Origin of the sequence: Anseongella ginsenosidimutans (assembly GCF_008033235.1) — a bacterium.
Lineage (GTDB): Bacteria > Bacteroidota > Bacteroidia > Sphingobacteriales > Sphingobacteriaceae > Anseongella > Anseongella ginsenosidimutans.
Genome location: NZ_CP042432.1, coordinates 2,663,592 through 2,682,259, shown reverse-complemented (window position 1 = coordinate 2,682,259; position 18,668 = coordinate 2,663,592). Strand labels below are relative to the sequence as shown.

Here is an 18,668-nt window from a genome sequence, read left to right as displayed (position 1 = left end):
GGGGATGTTTCCTAAGAACGATGTATTCATATTTGCTCCCAGGTTTATACTGTAAAGCCAAAAGCAGATATGAAAAAATTTTACGCGCTCCCCCTTGTATTCCTGTTGTTTCTCACTGCAAACGCACGCGCTCAAAACGCCGCCTTCATTACCAAGTGGAAAGTTTCGGATGGCAGCATTTCTATCCCAACCGAAGGTGGCGGCTATAATTACAATATAACCTGGACAGATCTCGATAATTCGGCCAGCGGTACTGTTAATAACATCACAGGTGATTATACGATAAGCGGCCTGACAGACGGACACACCGTCCAGGTGGCTATTACAGGCAGTTTTCCAAGGATCTGGTTTGATTATTCGGACAACGGTGACAAAATAATTGAGATTGTCCAATGGGGTGATATTCAATGGACCAGTATGCAATATGCCTTTGCTGGCTGTGAAAATCTGAATATTACGGCCATTGATATACCGGATTTGAGTGGGGTAACCGATTGTAGCGGCATGTTCCACGGATGTACCAGTTTAGCAGGCAGTGGCGCCAACTGGCATTGGGAGACAGGCAATGTTACCGACATGGATCGAATGTTTGCCGGGGCCTATTCGTTCAATCAGAACATTGGCGACTGGGATGTTTCCAGCGTCACAACGATGAATGGCATGTTCAGCGGGGCAGGCAGCTTTAACCAGAACATTGGCAACTGGAATGTTTCCAGCGTCACTAACATGCAGTATATGTTCAGCAATGCATACGCTTTCAACCAGAACATCGGAAATTGGAATGTTTCCAATGTTAAAAAGATGACTCGTATGTTCAACATGGCGTTCGTGTTCAACCAGGATATTGGCAACTGGGATGTGTCCAACGTAGATAATATGCAGAGCATGTTCGAAAATGCGTCCGCGTTTAATCAGGATATTGGTGACTGGATTTTTCCCAACATCACTCCTATCAATGGCATGTATAAAATGCTTGACAATTGCGGCCTTTCAATTGCGAATTACGACGCGACCCTCATTGGCTGGGCCGGACAAAATAATCTGCCAAATGGGGTTTCTTTTGGCGCCGCTGGTTTGAGCTATTGCCTTGGCTCGATAGCCCGCCAAACATTGATTGACATTTATGGCTGGACTATTAACGGAGATGGAGAAGCTGCCGGCTGTCCCGGAATTCATGCCGATGCCAATAATGTTTTTTATGTGGATAGCGCAGCAGCCCCCGGAGGCGATGGCAGCAGTTGGGCAACGGCAGTTAATCAATTGAGTGATGCGCTGACAGCGGCAGCACAATTCCATTCAGTTAACCCGGACATTTTATACCAAATATGGGTAACGGAGGGAACGTATTATCCACAGTATGCACCGGCGAATACGACTAGCACGGGCAACCCGGTTACAGACAGGGATAAAACATTTTTTTTACCGCATCAGACAAATATTATTGGAGGCTTTAAGGGAACAGAAACCAGTCCTGATCAGCGGACTCCGGTAACAGGCAAAGGGACGGTACTTAGTGGAGATATCGGTGTAAAGGGCGATGCTTCAGACAATGTCTATCATGTAGCCATGACTTTAGATGATGGCAGCGGATCAACCAGGGGCGGAATCCTGGGATATATGACCATTACTGGGGGGAATGCAAATGGCACTGGCTCCATAACCGTCAACGGCTTCCAGGTAAAACAAAACCAGGGCGGCGGTCTATATGCGCGTGGTTTGGATTTTTCTATATACAATTGCTTGCTGACGGCAAATTATGCAGCTGATAAAGGCGGTGGGGTAATGAATGTTTATGGCCCTACGTCGATCTTCGGCAGGACGTTTGTTGTAAGTTCTACTCTCGCAAATAATAACGCCGGCAACCTCGGGGACGATATCTTTAACTACCAGCTCCAGAATTCAATGTCTATCGTCAGCAGCATCTTAGCAGATGGAATAAATTATACAGGAACCACTGACCCGGCAGATATACAATATAGCCTGGTAAAGGGGAAACCGGCCGATGCTGCCAAACACAATCTTGACGGCAATGCCAATCCTCATTTTAAAAATGAGGCAGCTGGAGATTACCGTTTGGCAGGGAACAGCCCTTCTATTAATGCAGGTTTTTTAGATGGGTTGGACCCCTCAACACTCACTGACCTGGCAGGATACCCGCGAGTCTATGATTACAACAATGGCGGCATCATTGATATGGGCGCCTACGAATTTCAGGGCAACCCGGTGCGACCCGATGCTGGCGGTATCCTATATGTGGACATCGCCGCAGCCCCCGGCGGCGACGGCAGCAGCTGGGCAAAAGCGCTGCCTCAACTGTCGGATGCTTTGCACTTTGCACGGGGTAATGCGGCCATCTGGGAAAGTGGCAGCCTGCGCATTTACGTCGCAAAAGGCACCTACTTCCCCGAATACAGGGCCCATGACAATCGTAAAGCAATTAATGACCGGAATAACGCCTTTGTGATGGTGAAAAACGTGCAGCTTTACGGTGGCTTTGATCCTGCTGCCGGCGCCGGCACGATGGACACCAGGAACTGGGCGGCCAACCCCACGGTTCTGAGTGGCGATATCGGCACACTAAATAATATTGCCGATAATGCGCACCATGTGGTGATTTCAGCAGGGGACGTAGGCAGCGCGCTGCTCAATGGCTTTATCATCACCCGGGGAAACGCAACCGGAAGCGGCACCATTGCGGTCAATGGCCAGACGGTAGAGGTTATTGCCGGAGGCGGAATTTACAACCTTGCTTCCGATCCTGTCCTGACCAATCTGATCATTTCAGGAAACACAGCAGGATCCGGCGGAGGGATGTATAACATCGGCTCCAGCCCGCACTTGACCAATGCAGCTATTTCCGGGAATAGCGCCGGCACCAACGGCGGCGGAATCCGTAATTTTAATGGTTCCGATCCCGTCTTAACAAACGTAACCATCGCGGGGAACACTACTGCCGGCAGCGGCGGCGGGATGGCGAATAATGCCTCCAGTCCTTCTGTAAATAACTCCATCTTATATGGAAATACGGCAGCCACAGGAAATAACATCATCAACGCCGTCGGCAGTACAATTGCTTTCCGGTACAGCCTGCTGGAAGGCAGTAGTTGGGATAGCAACTGGGGTACCGATGATGGCAACAACATCATCGCGACCACGAGTCCTTTTGCAGATGCCGATACAAGGAACTATCGGTTAACCGTCGCATCTCCTGCTGTTAATGCAGGAAACAATACACTTTATACCAATGCCGGCGGGAATATCGCAGACGATAACGATCTGGCCGGCCAGCACAGGGTATATAACCAAGCCAGTAGCGGCATTATCGATATGGGTGCTTACGAGTACCAGGGAACGCCTGTTACTCCCGGCACAGGGAATATCCTTTATGTCAATCAAAATGTATCCGGCGGTAACGGCAGCGGCGACAGTTGGGCCAATGCCATTCCCGAACTGGCAGACGCCCTGAAATGGGCGAGGCAGCAGCATAATGCCGACAACAACTGGCTGCAAAACGACAGCCTGCGCATCTTCATCGCCAAAGGCACTTACAAGCCGCTATATAATGCCGAGGATGGCGCCTATACCACAGACGGGAGCAGAGACAACGCCTTTGTGCTGGTGAAAAACGTGCAGCTCTACGGCGGCTTCCCCGATACCGGCAATCCGGGCATTGGCGACAGGGATTGGAACGCCAATCCGACCATTCTTAGCGGCGATATAGGCACACCGGACGACAACAGTGATAATACCTATCATGTGGTTATTTCTTGCGGCTATGTGGATAATGCCGGCCTGAACGGACTGACCATTTCTGGTGGAAATGCGAATGGGGAAAATTACATTCTCATAAACCAAAACGTTTTTGATCAAAACAGTGGTGGCGGAATGTTTAATCAATCCTCTTCCCCGACCATCCTGAATATAATGATCTCGAATAATTCAGCAGAATATGGTGGCGGGATGTACAATTTCATTTCTGCTCACCCAACCATCCTGAATACCTTTATCTCGAATAATTCGGCAGAACATGGTGGCGGAATGTACAATTATCAATCTTCCCCAACCATCGTGAGTACGATTATCTCAAATAATTCGGCGCAAGCCGGCGGTGGCGGAGTGTATAATTATAACTCTTCCCCAACTATCCTGAATACAACAATCTCGAATAATTCGGCAGAAGACCTTGTTGGTGGAGTGGCTAATTTTCAATCTTCCCTGGTTGTAAATAATTCTATTGTTTTTGGAAACAGGCTGGCAGATGCTACTGTTTCCAATATATTCAATGAGAATGGGGGTTCAGTACTGCTGTTTTCAAATATAGTTTAGTGGGCGGCGCCACCTCGTGGAATACGGACTGGGGTACCGACGGCGGGAATAATATCATTACAACTTCCAATCCCTTCACAGATGCAGCCAATGGTGATTTCAGCCTGAAACCCGGCGCTGCTGCCATAAATGGCGGAAGCAATACGCTTTACACCGATGCGGGCGGAAATTTGGCCAATAATAAAGATCTGGCGGGAAATGCGCGCGTATATGATCTGACCAATGGCGGCATTGTTGATATGGGTGCCTACGAGTTTCAGGGCAACCCGTTGCGCCCCGACGCCAACGGTATCCTCTATGTGGACAGTGCGGCTGCTCCTGGCGGCGATGGCAGCAGTTGGGCAACGGCCTTAAAAAATCTGTCCGATGCCTTAAAATGGGCCAGACAACAGCACGATGCCGACAACAACTGGCTGCAAAACGACCCCTTGCGCATCTTCATCGCCAAAGGCACTTATAAGCCGCTATATAATGCCGAGGATGGCGCCTATACCACAGACGGGAGCAGAGACAACGCCTTTGTGATGGTGAAAAACGTCCAGCTTTACGGCGGCTTCCCCGATACCGGTAATCCGGGCTTTGACGACAGGGATTGGAATGCCAATCCGACCATTCTTAGCGGCGATATAGGCGCAGCGGACAACAACAGTGATAATACCTACCATGTGGTTCTTTCTGCCGGCGATGTGGGCAATGCGCTGATTAACGGCTTTACCATTACCGGGGGAAATGCAACCGGAAGTGGCACCATTACGGTCAATGGCCAGACGGTACAGGTTATTGCCGGAGGCGGAATCTACAATCTTGCTTCCGCCCCTGCCCTGACCAATCTGATCATTTCAGGAAACACAGCAGGATCCGGCGGAGGAATGTATAACATCAGCTCCAGCCCGCACTTGACCAATGCAGCCATTTCCGGGAATAGCGCCGGCACCAACGGCGGCGGAATCCGTAATTTTAATGGTTCCGATCCCGTCTTAACGAACGTAACCATCGCGGGGAACACTACTGCCGGCAGCGGTGGCGGAATGGCGAATAATGCCTCCAGTCCTTCCGTAAATAACTCCATCTTATATGGAAATACGGCAGCCACAGGAAATAATATCATCAACACCACCGGCAGTGCAAATACTTTCCGGTACAGTTTGATGGAAGGCAATAACAGTTGGGATAGCGATTGGGGCACCGATGGCGGCGGCAATATCATCACCAATGCCAGTCCCTTCGCAGATGCAGCCAACGGTGACTTTAGCCTGGCTTCCAATAGCCCGGCTATTAATACAGGGGATAATTCTGTTAATAGTGCTACTACCGACCTGGCGAACAATCCAAGAATTTTCGGCGCTGCCATAGATATGGGGGCTTACGAGGATCAGAGACCAGTTGTCATTCATCCCGACGCCAATGGCATTATCTACGTGGACAGCGCAGCTGCTCCCGGCGGCGACGGCAGCAGCTGGGCGACAGCGCTGGCATCCTTTGACATCGCACTCGCATCGGCCGAAGCCATCAATGCCGCCGCTGCCGGTTCTCCTGCGGATTCCGTACGGCAGATATGGGTGGCGAAAGGAACTTATCAGCCTTCAAACGGCATACCTTTTCTAATTAAAACAGCCTTGGAGATATACGGAGGGTTTGCCGGGACGGAACAAAGCCTTTCTGATCGGAATTTGAGCGCAGGGAATAAAAGCATATTGAAAGGTAACGATGGCAGTGTAGTCGGGAACATGAACAGTACCGGTTTAGTTGTATTCGATGGCTTCGAAGTAACAGGAGGAAACGTTTCCGCCGGCTCGGTAGGCGGCATCGGAAACTCGGCCGGTAAGATGATTATCAGCAATTGTATTGTTTCCAATAACTTTGCCGGCCTCCAGGCAGGCGGCATTGGGAATGACGCCGGAGATTTAACGGTTATTAACAGCGTCATTATAAATAATACTGCTGAATACGGCGGAGGCATTTATAATAATTTTTTTGGTAAGCTAACGGTTATAAATTGTGTATTTGCCAATAACACAGCCCAATATGGCGGAGCCGTTTATATCGACGAACCATTGTTCACCATTCCCAGTATTTCCAATAGTATTTTATGGGGTAATACAACTACTGCCGACAATAATCATGTGACAGGTTATGCAGGGGCCAAGCCCATCGTCACTTACAGCATCGTAGAGGGCGGCTATACTGGTACAGGTAACCTGGATATAGATCCGCAGTTTGCGGATCCGGCAGCACGTAATTACCGGTTACGGATAACGAGCCCCGGCGTCAATACCGGTTTGAATGACAGTATTCCTGCCTGGAATTCCACCGATTTAGCAGGCAATCCGCGAATATATGATGAGATCGGCGGCGGAACCGTGGACATGGGCGCTTATGAATACCAGGGCATGCCTGTTACTCCCGGCACAGGAAATATCCTTTATGTCAATCAAAGTGTATCCGGCGGTAACGGAAGCGGCGACAGCTGGGCCAATGCCATCCCCGAACTGGCGGACGCCCTGAAATGGGCCAGGCAACAGCACGATGCCGACAACAACTGGCTGCTAAACGACAGCCTGCGCATCTTCATCGCCAAAGGCACTTACAAGCCGCTTTACAGTGCCGAAGACGGCGGCTACACCGCAGACGGCGGCAGGGACAACGCCTTTGTGATGGTGAAAAACGTTAAACTCTACGGCGGCTTCCCCGATACCGGTAATCCGGGCATAAGCGACAGGGATTGGGACGCCAATCCGACCATTCTTAGCGGCGATATAGGCACAGCGGACGACAACAGTGATAATACCTATCATGTGGTTGTTTCCGGCGGCGATGTGGGTAATGCCTGCCTGAACGGATTGGTTATTTCCGGTGGAAATGCGAATGGCGCATTTTCCATTACCGTAAACGGATTGGGATCTTCCCGCCGCGATGGTGGAGGAATATTAAATTCATCTTCTTCCCCTGCTATCCTGAATACATCGATCTCGAATAATTCGGCGAACTATGGCGGCGGAATCGGTAATCTTTATTCTAGCTCTTCCCCAACCATCCTGAATACGAGTATCTCGAATAATTCAGCCCTAAACGGTGGCGGAATGTACAATCTTGGATCTTCCCCAACCATCCTGAATACGACTATTTCGAATAATTCGGCGAATTATGGCGGCGGAATGGGTAATTCTAACTCTTCCCCAACCATCCTGAATACGACTATCTCGAATAATTCGGCTGAATATGACGGAGGCGGAATGTATAATGATTCTTCTTCCCCGGTTGTCAACAATTCTATTGTTTTTGGAAACAAGCTGGCAGATGCTTCTGTTTCCGATATCCTCAATGAGAATGCAAGTACGCCTGTTTTTAAATATAGTCTGGTAGGCGGCGCTGCCTCGTGGAATGCCGACTGGGGTACGGACCGCAGGAATAATATCGTTACAACTTCCAATCCCTTCGCGGATACGGCCAACGCTGATTTCAGCCTGAAACCCGGCGCTGCTGCCATAAATGGCGGAAACAATACCCTTTACACCGATGCCGGAGGAGATTTGGACAATGACACGGACCTGGCCGGGAATGCACGCGTATATGACCTGGCGGGCGGCGGCATCGTGGACATGGGCGCTTATGAATACCAGGGAACGCCAGTTACTCCCGGCACAGGGAATATCCTTTATGTCAATCAAAATGTATCCGGCGGCAATGGAAGCGGCGACAGTTGGGCCAACGCCATCCCTGAGCTGGCGGACGCCCTGAAATGGGCCAGGCAGCAGCACGACGCCGATGGCAACTGGCTGCAAAACGACAGCCTGCGCATCTTCATCGCCAAAGGCACTTACATGCCGCTTTACAGCGCCGCCGACGGCAGCTACACCGCAGACGGCGGCAGGGACAACGCCTTTGTGATGGTGAAAAACGTGAAACTCTACGGCGGCTTCCCCGATACCGGTAATCCGGGCTTAAGCGACAGGGATTGGGACGCTAACCCGACCATTCTTAACGGCGATATAGGCACAGCGGACGACAACAGTGATAATAGCTATCATGTGGTTATTTCTGCCGGTGATGTGGGTAATGCAGGTCCGAATGGACTGATCATCTCTGGTGGAAATGCGGATGGTGAAAATCGCATTAAGGTAAACGGACTTTTAACTCTACGCCGCTATGGTGGTGGAATGATTAATTTAAATTCTTCCCCAACTATCCTGAATACATCGATCTCTAATAATTCTGCAGGAAACATTGGTGGTGGAATGTACAATATAAACTCTTCCCCAATCATCCTGAATACAACCATCTCGAATAATTCGACGCAAGTCAGCGCGGGCGGAATGTACAATTTAAACTCTTCTCCAACCATACTGAATACGATTATCTCCAATAATTCGGCGCAGACCGGTGGGGGCGGAATAGAAAATAACGTCACTTCTTTTCCAATCATCGTGAATACGATTATTTCGAATAATGTGACGCAAACCGGTGGGGGCGGAATGCAAAATAATGGCGGTACCCCGGCTGTTATCAATTCTATTGTTTTTGGAAACACGCTGGCAGATGCTTCCGTTTCCAATATATCCAATAATTTTAGTACACCTGTTTTTAAGTATAGTTTAATAGGCGGCGCCACCTCCTGGAATACGGACTGGGGCACAGACGGCGGGAACAATATCGTTACAACTTCCAATCCCTTCGCAGATACGGCCAACGCTGATTTCAGACTAGTACCAGGTCCTGCCGTAGATGGCGGAAGCAATACCCTTTACACCGATGCCGGAGGAGATTTGGCCGATGACACGGACCTGGCAGGAAATGCGCGCGTATATGACCTGACGGGCGGCGGAATCGTGGACATGGGCGCTTACGAGTACCAGGGAGCCTGCCCCGACATCCTCATCGCCGAACAGCCCCTGGAGAGAACGGTTTGCTTCGGAACCGAAACAAGCTTCAGCCTGGAAGCTACCGGCGGCGACCTCACCTACCAATGGCAGTTCAGTTCCGACGGCGGGACCACCTTCACCGACCTGGAAGAAAACACCGTTTATTCAGGCGTCGCCACCGCTACCCTCACCATCGCCGCGGCAGCATCTGAAACAGCCGGACTTTATCGCTGCCTGATCAGCAATGAATGCAGCACACTGGAAAGCGACGCAGCAGCGCTCGGCGTTACCCTCGTTGAAATTACCGGCACTCCCCCCGCAGGCACGGTAGATGTCGCCTATAACTTCACGTTCAGCGTTTCCGGAAGAAGCGAGCCCTACACCTGGTCGGTTTCCCAAGGCGAACTGCCTGACTGGCTCGAACTTAACACCGAAACGGGTGAGATCAGCGGCATCCCCGAAAGCGCCGGAGACGTTACATTCACCCTTCAGGCGGAAGATGCTTCCGGCTGCGCGGCTACGCTGGCCGTGAATCTGACAATCGCCTCAGGCGAGGCTCCCGTGATCACCTTCCCTGAAATGGAAGCCGTTGTATACGGCGCGGCTGATTTCGCTCCCGGAGCTTCGGCCAGCGGCAATAACGAGGTAGAATATGTTAGCTCCAATGAGAATGTAGCCGTTATTACCTCCGAGGGCCTGATCCGGATCATCGGCGCAGGCACCACCGATATTACAGCAAGTTTACCCGAAGATCCAAATTACGAGGATGCTGTGCCAGTAACGCGGGAACTATTGGTGAACCCGGCTGCTCTAACGATTACCGCAAATAACGATTCCAAGACGTTTGATGGAACGCCTTACAGCGGTGGCGGTGGCATAACCATTATCGGCTGGCAGTATGACGATACTGATGCACTGCTGACAGGAACTGTCTCCTATTCGGGCGATTCCCAGGGAGCTATCAGCGTGGGCACTTATGAGATCATTCCGGAAGGTTTCGATCCGCTCAATAATTATACATTCGATTATCAGCCGGGAATCCTTACGATCATTCCGGCTGGAAATGTCGTGATCAACTTCCCTGAGCTGGAAGATGTTGTTTACGGAGCAGCCGATTTTAACCCCAGCGCTTCCTCCAGCGACAGCCGGCAGGTGGAATATGCCAGCTCCAACCCGGATGTGGCGGTGATCACCTCCGAAGGTTTCCTGCAGATCATCGGCGCAGGCACCACAGAAATTACCGCCAGCTTGCCGGAAGACCCGAATTACGACGACGCCACACCGGTTACACATGAACTGGTTGTGAACCCGGCTACCCTCACTATTACGGCTAACGATGATTCCAAAACTTACGACGGAACAGCTTACACCGGTGGTAACGGCGCTACAGTCACCGGCTGGCAGTACGATGATACGGATGCCCTGTTGGAAGGAACATTGAGTTACAGCGGAAGTTCGCAAAGCGCCGTAGACGCAGGGGTGTATGAAATTATTCCGTCAGGCTACGAGCCGCTTGAAAATTACCTGTTCGAGTACCGGCCCGGAACCCTGACCATCACCCCGGCCGGGCAGGCGGCCATCACCTTTTCCGAACTGGAACAGGTCGTCTACGGCGCTCCGGACTTCGATGCGGGAGCTATTTCCAGCGACGGCCGGGAAGTGGGATATACAAGCTCTAATGAAAATGTAGCCGTTATTACTTCCGATGACCTAATCCGGATCATCGGCGCAGGCACCACCGAAATTACCGCCAGCCTTTCGGAAGACCCCAATTACGAAGATGCCGCGCCCGTAACCAGGGAACTGGTCGTGAATCCGGCCACCTTGACCGTTACAGCTGCCGATGATTCAAGGACTTACGATGGAACGGCTTACAACGGCGGAAACGGCGTGACAATCACCGGCTGGCAGTATGAGGACACCGATGCGCTGCTCGGGGGACATTGGGTTACAGCGGAAACTCGCAAGGCGCCGCCGCAGTCGGGCAATATGAAATTATTCCTGCCGGGTATACACCCCTTAACAACTACACTTTTAACTACCAACCCGGCACGCTGACTATTATTCCTGCCGGGCAGGTCGTGATCAATTTCCCGCAACCGGATCCCATGATTTATGGAGATCCCGACTTCGACCCCGATGCTACGTCCAGCGATGGCAGACAGATCGAATATACAAGCTCCGATGAAAATGTGGCCATAATCACGATCAACGGACTGGTTCAGATTGTTGGTGCAGGCACCACGAATATCACCGCCATCTTGCCCGAAGATCAAAATTACGAGGACGTCATGCCAGTCTCCCGGGAACTGGTAGTAAGTCCCGCTCCCCTAACCGTTACCGCAGACGATGATTCCAAAACCTATGACGGACTCGCTTACAGCGGCGGAAACGGGGTAACGGTGGCCGGTTGGCAATACGAGGACACCGATGCACTACTTGAGGGCATGGTAAGTTACAACGGAAGTTCCCAAGGCGCCATAGACGCAGGAGCGTATGAGATCATTCCTTCGGGCTACGAGCTGCTGGATAACTACACGCTTAATTACCAACCCGGGACCCTTACGATCATTCCGGCTGGAAACGTCGTGATCAACTTCCCGGAGCTGGAAGATGTTATATATGGCTTCGCTGATTTCGCTCCCGGAGCTTCTGCCAGCAACGACAGCGAAGTGGAATACACAAGCTCCGATGAAAATGTGGCCGTGATCACTTCCGCAGGGGAAATACAGATCATCGGCGCAGGTACTACAGAGATCACCGCCAGCCTGGCGATCGATCCTAACTACGAAAATGCCGACCCGGTCACCAGGGTGCTGGTAGTGAACCCGGCAACCTTGACCGTTATCGCCAACGACGATTCCAAAACTTATGACGGCGCCCCCTACAGCGGCGGCAATGGCGTGACAACCACCGGCTGGCAGTACGAGGACACCGATGCGCTGCTGGAAGGCACGCTGAGTTACAGCGGAAGTTCCCAGGGAGCAACTGACGTGGGTATCTACGAAATCATTCCTTCGGGCTACGAAGCCCTTGGGAACTATACGTTTAGTTACCAACCCGGAACATTGACCACTACGCCTGCTGAAAAGGCGGTGATCACCTTCCCTGCCCCGGAGGCCGTCGTCTACGGCGCCCCGGACTTCGACCCCGCCGCTACTTCTAGTGATGGCCGCCAGGTGGAATATGCTTCCTCCAATGAAAACGTGGCGCTCGTCACTGCCGGAGGTTTTATTCAGATTGTTGGAGCGGGCGAAATCGAGATCACCGCTTTCCTGCCCGATGATCCCAATTACGAGAATGTTCCGCCGGTGATACAGGAACTAACAATAAAGCCAGCCATGCTGACCATTACCGCAGTGGACGACTCCAAAACCTACGACGGCGCGGCTTACAGCGGCGGAAACGGCGTAACCGTGACCGGCTGGCAATACGATGACACCGATGCCTTGCTGGAAGGAACGTTAAACTATACCGGCAACTCGCAGGGAGCAGTAAACACCGGGGAATACTTGATCGTGCCCGGCGGCTATTCGGCAGACAATTACGAAATCGTTTATAAGAGTGGAGCGCTCCGGGTAAGCAAAGCCCCGTTGGTCATTACCGCTGTGAACAAAACCAGGAAGTTCGGCTGGGAGAACCCCGTGTTCACCTTTAATTACCAGGGCTTTGTTTCCGGAGAGAATGAAGATGATCTGGCGGCCCTTCCAACGGCGGTGACCACCGCTAACGAAACGTCCCCGCCGGGAATCTATCCCATCACGACCAGCGGCGCTGCATCGGAAAACTACCAGATCAGCTATGTGAACGGCACATTGACCGTTATACCGGCTACGCGCAGCCTGGTCTTTGAAGCCCTGCCGGAAAAAACCTATGGCGATGCCGACTTTGACCCGGGGGCCGAGGCCCGACCCGAGGAAACGATCCTCTACAGCAGTTCTAATACCGGTGTGGCTGAGATCATCAATGGCATGGTGCATATCACCGGGGCGGGTACGGCCGTGATCACCGCAACCCTGGCCGAAAACCCTAATTACGATAACAGGCCTTCTATATCAAGGGAACTCATCGTCCATAAAGCCTCGCAGACCATCGACTTTGTTTTGCCCGGGGAAGTAGAACGCGATGCCGGTATCATTGCCCTGCAGATCAGCGCTTCCTCAGGCTTACCGGTCACGCTCAGCAGTTCCGATGACCAGGTGGCTATTGTGGCCGGCGGCGCCGGGGAAAACCAGCTGGAGATCCTTCGCCTGGGAACGTCGTTCATCACCGCGGTGCAGCCTGGCAACGCGAATTACCTGCCGGCGGAACCTGTGAGCCGCCAGCTGCTGGTAGTGGACCCGGCCGGCAATCTCATAAAAGTACACCAGGTAGTTTCTCCCAACAGCGACGGCATCAACGAGTTCCTGCTGGTGGAAGGCATCCGCGATTACCCCGAAAACAAGATGACCATCGTCACCCGCAGCGGAGCCAAGGTATTCGAGATCCAGGGCTATGATAACGGCAGCCGTGTCTTCAAAGGAATAGCCAATACCCGGGTCAATTATGAGTTCCTCCCCAGGGCACGTATTTCTACCTGCTGGAATTCAAGGCCGGCGGCCAGTGGAAACGTAAAACGGGATGGTTTGTCATGAAATTCAGCACTAATTAACATGAAATTCAACATGAAAACGATATACAACACGCTTTTACTGCTGCTTTGTACTACGGGACTGGCATACGCTCAGCAGCCCTTCACCTATACCCAGTACATGGATAACCTCGCTCCTATCAACGCCACCTATTCCCTGCTGGATAAGGCCGGGGCGGTGCATGCCCTGGTTCGCAAGCAGTGGGTGGGCATCGACGGGGCGCCCTCTACGCTGATCGCTAACGGGCACCTGCCCCTTGCTTCCATCGGGGCGGCGGCCGGGCTCAATATCATGCACGATGAGTTCGGGCCGGAGAAAATGACCGAGGCCAGCGCTTTCCTGGCCAAGTCCGTCCGCCTCTCGGAAAAAGAGTACCTGGCCGCTTCCATGAGCTTTGGGGTGCGCAGGTATGAGGCCCGCTATTCCGGGCTGGACCCGCATGATCCGCTCTTCCAGGACGACATCCTGGAAACCGTCGGTACACTAGGGCTGGGACTGATGTACTTTATTCCCGAGAAATTCTACGCCGGCGTTTCCGTGCCCCGCATCAGTTTCCGTGAGCTGGGAAGGGCATCGGTGGAGGATTCCCGGTATTTTAAAAACCATTATTACCTGATGATGGGTTTCCTGGGTTCCCTGGGAGAAGATATTAAGATAAAACCCGCCATCCTGGCTTCTTACGCTTCCAACATTCCACTGCATGCCGATATTTCTACTACGCTGTATTTGAAAGAAGCCATCGGACTGGGGCTGAACTACCGCACCAACAATGAAATGGGCGCCATTCTTTCCGTGTTTCTGAATAACCGGCTCCGCTTCGGCTACAGTTACCAGTTCGGCCTGAACAGTTACCGCCTGGGGCAGGTCAATGACGGGACGCATGAAATTACACTGGGGTACCGCTTTGGAGAAGGAATAGGTTTCTCAAAATTACTTTAGAGGCTATAAAGGACGAAAAGCCTGACCCTGAAGAATGCTTAGATCGCCTCTTGTGAGTAAGCTTATATTCATATGGATTTTTTCATCAAATCCGCGGCAGGCTAGTAAAGAAACCCGAATAACCAAAGCGGGATTTTGTTGTTAAACCCGATCTCGATGTTATCTGAAACGATATAAGCGTTCGGTATTCCAGCGATTTGTTTGATGGACTTATTGCGTCCCCCAACCTCAAACGTATAGGTTTTGTCTACCAGAAAGTCACCTTTTCCAGCCAAATGTATTTTGTAACCGGCATTACGTAGTTGATTGAGGAAAAAGGTTTCGCGGGTTGTTCCGGGGTCGGGATGTTCTCTCAATGCGTAAGACAGATTGGTATTCTCAAGATATATTTTGTCTGGCTTTTGCAGAGCAGCCACTCCTTCCGATGGTCTGTTGGCGAGGTTGAGGAGGAATGCTCGTTCTAGTTGATGCAGGAAATTGTTGACTGTATCGCGGCCCAGCTGAAGTTTTTGGGCAAGTGAGGATATATTGGGTTCAAATGGGGCGGACTCTGCGATCACGCCAAGGAGTTTCTTGATCTTGACGATATGGGTGGCGGAATAGTTTTCGATGAATGCCAGGTCATCGGTGATTGAAGTCTCAATAACCCGCATGAGCTTTGGAAGATAAGACTTCCCCCGATCGTCGTGTACGAATGGCAGGTATCCTTTCATGAGATATTCATGGAACAATGGAATAGGGATTTCAATTTGTTTTCTGAGGGTTGACGATATTTCGATGGGGTTGCTTAGTAACTCCGTTAACGAAACTGGTGCCAAGGCTCGTCCATACATCAAATTCAGGTATTCCCTGAAAGACATTCCTGGTAACGTAAAAGTCAACACTCGACGGCTGAGATCGCTTTCTCCGCGATAGATATCGAGCGCAGATGATGCTGTAAAAAAAAGCTGTAATTTTGGATATCCGTCATAGATATTCTTTATCTCGCGTGACCAATTGGCATACTTATGTACTTCGTCTATGTAGAGGGCTTGCCCACCGTTCTGGACCCACATCCTTGCGGTATCCAATAAGGTATGGGTGTATAACCAGGGATGGTCAGCTGTGATATATAGACTTTTGGTTCCTTGCGGTTGACCGTATTTGAGGTGTTGGAGAAGCATCGTTGTCTTCCCGGCACCGCGTAACCCTTTAATAGCCAACATTCTGCTTTCCCACGGAAGACGATGGTAAAGGAATCGGTGGAAATCGTTATTTACCTCGTCAACTAGGTTTTGCTGATATTCTATAAGAGGTTCCATTCATGTTTTGACTTGTCTTCAGGGCAAATATACACTATAATTGACTTATTATCAAGTCAATTATAGTGTTTTTTATCATCTGTGCGCCATTTTCGGCCGGTACATTCTGTCCTTTCAGCAACGTGAACTCGTAACTATTCTGCATTAGCAGCGATGACAGGTGTTGAGGCACAATTGCAATTCCACCTCACCGCTGGGATAAGTACAGGACTTACCCAAAACCAATTGTTGGAATTATTTGAGGTCATTGAAGAGAAGGTCAGCAAGCAGCAGGCAGACAAAGGGAGGGCTATCTTATCCGGAGTCCGCGATGGTGTCCGCTAACGCTAACGCTCTGGTTCGCTGTGATATTCTTCATCCGTTACTTCTTCCAACCAAACGGTTGGCCCGTTTTCCCTTCCGGTTATTGCCACCTGGATAAAAGCAGTATCCGCACTTGCTCCATGCCAATGAGGGGTATTGGGCGGGCATTTTACTGCATCGCCTTTGCGAAGTATTTTTTTGGATTGTCCTTTTTCCTGATAATACCCAACACCATCGGTTACCAGTAATATCTGCCCTGCCGGGTGCAAATGCCAGTTGCTCCTAGCTCCGGGTTCAAAAGTTACATTTCCAACGGATATGGAGTTAAGGCTGTCCGCTTCCATCAGCATTTGCAGATAGGCGGTTCCGGTGAAATTTTCGTTCATGATTTTTTCGCCTTTGGGAAAAACGAGCGCATTGTTATTACAAGCCGTAAGAAGGGCTATTGCAAGTGGCAGGATATATATAAGGTTATGCTTCATCATTCAATATTTAAAGGTTGGTTTGATAAAAATTCAACAATTTACCTACGGCCTGCGATACATATGCGGGTTTCCAATAGGTCTCTATATGGGTAGCCCCGTCAATCAGGAATAGTTCTTTGTTCTTTGTTTTTTGCATTGATTGCTTTACTGAATGCTTCATCTGTCATATATTTTGTATCGGCTTTGCTTCCTGCAATCATTAATAAGGGTTGGTTGATCAGTTCCAAATTTGTGGCCGCATCCCAAGTCATTAAGTCGGGCAGGCTGCTCATCGTGTACCTGAATGTGGAGTTCGGATGTGCATGGGTTCTATGGTAGTAATAATGACCTTCGCGGTACAGAGCAAAAGGCATCTTGTCCGCCATTTCATCGGACCACTCTATATCGGCAGCGTAACGTACTTCGCCTCCGGCTGCTTCCAATGCCCGGGCATCCAAAGCTTGTTGTAATCGTTCCTGGACCGTAGCCAATTCGGAATTCTGAAAGCCGTTACGTCTTACCAAACCTGAATTGAACATGCTCAGGGTCGCTACTGCGTTAAACCGTTTATCACCCTGTGTTGCCTTTAACGCATAGCCTCCGCCACCGCAAATGCCGAGTAATCCAAGTTTTGCAGTGTCAACCCCTTTATATTGAGAAATAAAATCAGCCATCCCTTGGATATCCTCAATCCGGTTTGCCGGCTTATCCACGTTGCGGGGTTCTCCGCTACTGGCTCCCTGGCAGGCTGCATCTGCCGCGATGGTAATATATCCCTGTTCCGCTAACCGCTGGGCATATAAACCCGCAACCTGTTCCTTCACACCTCCATTGGGATGTGCAACAACCACCGCCGGATATTTCTGCGAAGCATCGTAGTCAGGCGGTGTGTAAACATTGGCAGCTATTTCAATAACGCTGATTTTATAAGTAACCGGATGGATATTTACTTTTCCCTCTACGTTTTCGGTAATTGCACCATCATAGACAAGCGTCCAGGGATTTTGTGGACGTCCTTTTTGAGTAGATTGTGCATTAACTGTAATAGAATCTACTGTTGACATCGCTAATGCGACGATCAATGTTAACTTTTTCATAACACTTCATCCAACGCGGTCTGTACCGCTTTTGCTTCCTGTTTACCAATTGTCCGTTTGATAATGCCTGCAAATTGCTGTAATTGTTTTGGGGTAAGCCCTACATTCAGGCAGATATTCAAATGTGATCGAAGCATGGGTTCTACTCCGCCAATGCCGCTAAGTACCGATACGGTCACCAGCTCCCTTTCGGCATAGCTTAACACATCGCGTTCAAAAATATCCGCGAAAAGATGCTCTTTGAGGAAGCGGTCAATTTCAGGGGAAAAGGCTCCGTAGCCCGATTCCGGCTTATCCCATTTTTTGCCGGTCAGTTCATACAGGGTTTCTGCGCCCCGTTCGTACTTGTTTCTTTCATCCGCAATGGGTGATGCTTCCGGGCCCCAATCGTCGTTGATACCCCGGGCTTTCCGCTCATCCAATACTTCCATAAAGGTTTGCAATCCGCGGATACTTCGCGGGAAACCGCAGTAAGCATATGCATGAACGATGGCTTCCTTGATCTGGTTAACGGTTAAGCCATTGTCCAATCCGGTTCCAAGCGCCTGGTGCAAATTTTCCAGGCCGCCCTGCGCCGTATAGGATGCAATGACAATTATGCTTTCCTGTTTAGGGCTTAATGGCTCTTCTGCTTTGCTTTTTTGCTGCGCGTTTACGGTTGAAAACATAGCAACCATCGTCATTAATGTTGCCAACACCGGTTTTTTATTAAATAGATCAATCATTATTTTTTACTTCAATACGCCAA

At 50.6% G+C, this 18,668-nt stretch carries 8 protein-coding genes; 4 read left to right on the top strand and 4 right to left on the bottom strand.

Annotation, left to right across the window (positions count from 1 at the left end; genetic code table 11):
* Positions 1-69 precede the first annotated feature (69 nt).
* Genes FRZ59_RS10985 through FRZ59_RS10970 form a run of 4 tightly spaced genes read left to right on the top strand, consistent with a single transcriptional unit; the run spans position 70 to position 14,755 of the window.
* Positions 70-4,326, top strand: coding sequence for a BspA family leucine-rich repeat surface protein (locus FRZ59_RS10985; protein WP_147698320.1), 4,257 nt, complete (start codon positions 70-72; stop codon positions 4,324-4,326).
* Positions 4,326-11,243: a choice-of-anchor Q domain-containing protein gene (locus tag FRZ59_RS10980; protein WP_147698319.1), complete on the top strand. Its 6,918-nt coding sequence runs from the start codon at positions 4,326-4,328 to the stop codon at positions 11,241-11,243. The genes FRZ59_RS10985 and FRZ59_RS10980 overlap by 1 nt, the downstream gene beginning before the upstream one ends.
* Positions 11,129-13,819, top strand: a complete 2,691-nt coding sequence (locus tag FRZ59_RS10975; RefSeq protein ID WP_147698318.1) for an MBG domain-containing protein — start codon at positions 11,129-11,131, stop codon at positions 13,817-13,819. Before FRZ59_RS10980 ends, FRZ59_RS10975 begins: the two co-directional genes overlap by 115 nt.
* A gap of 30 nt (positions 13,820-13,849) precedes the next feature.
* On the top strand, positions 13,850-14,755 hold the full coding sequence (locus FRZ59_RS10970) for a PorP/SprF family type IX secretion system membrane protein (RefSeq protein WP_158640609.1): 906 nt from the start codon (positions 13,850-13,852) through the stop codon (positions 14,753-14,755).
* A 101-nt stretch (positions 14,756-14,856) separates the two neighbouring features.
* On the opposite strand, the gene FRZ59_RS10965 is transcribed toward FRZ59_RS10970, so the two are convergent.
* The 4 genes from FRZ59_RS10965 to FRZ59_RS10950 form a co-directional block, all read right to left on the bottom strand.
* Positions 14,857-16,056 (bottom strand): ATP-binding protein, encoded by a 1,200-nt coding sequence (locus FRZ59_RS10965; RefSeq protein ID WP_132130679.1) that lies wholly within the window; start codon positions 16,054-16,056, stop codon positions 14,857-14,859.
* A 326-nt stretch (positions 16,057-16,382) separates the two neighbouring features.
* The gene (locus FRZ59_RS10960; RefSeq protein ID WP_225975029.1) at positions 16,383-16,745 is read right to left on the bottom strand and encodes a cupin domain-containing protein; all 363 of its coding nucleotides are present in this window, start codon (positions 16,743-16,745) and stop codon (positions 16,383-16,385) included.
* Between the two features lie 197 nt (positions 16,746-16,942).
* Positions 16,943-17,920, bottom strand: coding sequence for an alpha/beta hydrolase (locus FRZ59_RS10955; protein ID WP_225975028.1), 978 nt, complete (start codon positions 17,918-17,920; stop codon positions 16,943-16,945).
* Positions 17,917-18,618, bottom strand: coding sequence for a carboxymuconolactone decarboxylase family protein (locus FRZ59_RS10950; protein WP_394345231.1), 702 nt, complete (start codon positions 18,616-18,618; stop codon positions 17,917-17,919). Before FRZ59_RS10950 ends, FRZ59_RS10955 begins: the two co-directional genes overlap by 4 nt.
* Between the last annotated feature and the right edge of the window lie 50 nt (positions 18,619-18,668).

Coding starts and splice junctions, on each gene's coding strand:
- FRZ59_RS10985 (WP_147698320.1), top strand. CDS start 70: ATGAAAAAATTTTACGCGCTCCCCCTTGTATTCCTGTTGTTTCTCACT.
- FRZ59_RS10970 (WP_158640609.1), top strand. CDS start 13,850: ATGAAAACGATATACAACACGCTTTTACTGCTGCTTTGTACTACGGGA.
- FRZ59_RS10965 (WP_132130679.1), bottom strand. CDS start 16,056: ATGGAACCTCTTATAGAATATCAGCAAAACCTAGTTGACGAGGTAAAT.
- FRZ59_RS10960 (WP_225975029.1), bottom strand. CDS start 16,745: ATGAACGAAAATTTCACCGGAACCGCCTATCTGCAAATGCTGATGGAA.
- FRZ59_RS10955 (WP_225975028.1), bottom strand. CDS start 17,920: ATGAAAAAGTTAACATTGATCGTCGCATTAGCGATGTCAACAGTAGAT.